General features: G+C 51.2%; 1 rRNA gene. It reads right to left on the bottom strand.

Annotated features, from left to right (window positions below):
- Nucleotides 1–59: 59 nt before the first annotated feature.
- Nucleotides 60–1,619, bottom strand: a 16S ribosomal RNA gene (locus tag AB3H93_RS14095).
- Between the last annotated feature and the right edge of the window lie 142 nt (nt 1,620–1,761).

Genomic DNA, 1,761 nt, shown 5'->3' on the forward strand with positions numbered 1-1,761 from the left:
ACCTCTCAAAACTGAACAAAGTGAAAAACAAACAGTGTAGTCTCCGTAATATTCCTTAGAAAGGAGGTGATCCAGCCGCACCTTCCGATACGGCTACCTTGTTACGACTTCACCCCAATCATCTATCCCACCTTAGGCGGCTGGCTCCAAAAGGTTACCTCACCGACTTCGGGTGTTACAAACTCTCGTGGTGTGACGGGCGGTGTGTACAAGGCCCGGGAACGTATTCACCGCGGCGTGCTGATCCGCGATTACTAGCGATTCCGGCTTCATGTAGGCGAGTTGCAGCCTACAATCCGAACTGAGAGAAGCTTTAAGAGATTAGCTTAGCCTCGCGACTTTGCGACTCGTTGTACTTCCCATTGTAGCACGTGTGTAGCCCAGGTCATAAGGGGCATGATGATTTGACGTCATCCCCACCTTCCTCCGGTTTGTCACCGGCAGTCTTGCTAGAGTGCCCAACTAAATGATGGCAACTAACAATAAGGGTTGCGCTCGTTGCGGGACTTAACCCAACATCTCACGACACGAGCTGACGACAACCATGCACCACCTGTCACTTTGCCCCCGAAGGGGAAGCTCTATCTCTAGAGTGGTCAAAGGATGTCAAGACCTGGTAAGGTTCTTCGCGTTGCTTCGAATTAAACCACATGCTCCACCGCTTGTGCGGGCCCCCGTCAATTCCTTTGAGTTTCAACCTTGCGGTCGTACTCCCCAGGCGGAGTGCTTAATGCGTTAGCTGCAGCACTGAAGGGCGGAAACCCTCCAACACTTAGCACTCATCGTTTACGGCGTGGACTACCAGGGTATCTAATCCTGTTTGCTCCCCACGCTTTCGAGCCTCAGCGTCAGTTACAGACCAGAGAGCCGCCTTCGCCACTGGTGTTCCTCCATATATCTACGCATTTCACCGCTACACATGGAATTCCACTCTCCTCTTCTGCACTCAAGTCTCCCAGTTTCCAATGACCCTCCCCGGTTGAGCCGGGGGCTTTCACATCAGACTTAAGAAACCGCCTGCGCTCGCTTTACGCCCAATAAATCCGGACAACGCTTGCCACCTACGTATTACCGCGGCTGCTGGCACGTAGTTAGCCGTGGCTTTCTGGTTAGATACCGTCAAGGGATGAACAGTTACTCTCATCCTTGTTCTTCTCTAACAACAGAGTTTTACGATCCGAAAACCTTCTTCACTCACGCGGCGTTGCTCGGTCAGACTTTCGTCCATTGCCGAAGATTCCCTACTGCTGCCTCCCGTAGGAGTTTGGGCCGTGTCTCAGTCCCAATGTGGCCGATCACCCTCTCAGGTCGGCTATGCATCGTCGCCTTGGTGAGCCGTTACCTCACCAACTAGCTAATGCACCGCGGGTCCATCCATCAGCGACACCCGAAAGCGCCTTTCAAATCAAAACCATGCGGTTTCGATTGTTATACGGTATTAGCACCTGTTTCCAAGTGTTATCCCCTTCTGATGGGCAGGTTACCCACGTGTTACTCACCCGTTCGCCACTCCTCTTTTTCCGGTGGAGCAAGCTCCGGTGGAAAAAGAAGCGTTCGACTTGCATGTATTAGGCACGCCGCCAGCGTTCGTCCTGAGCCAGGATCAAACTCTCATAAAAAGTTCGAACAATCTTGCGATTGTTAAGCTCAATTGTTTGCTAGCATATTGCTTGCTTGTTAAAAATGTTTGTTGTCTTGAATCAATCAAGACGCCCTACACATTTGGTTTGTCTTTGCTTTGTTCAGTTTTCAAAGGTCTAC

Origin of the sequence: Enterococcus sp. C74, from assembly GCF_040887125.1 — a bacterium.
GTDB lineage: Bacteria > Bacillota > Bacilli > Lactobacillales > Enterococcaceae > Enterococcus_B > Enterococcus_B hirae.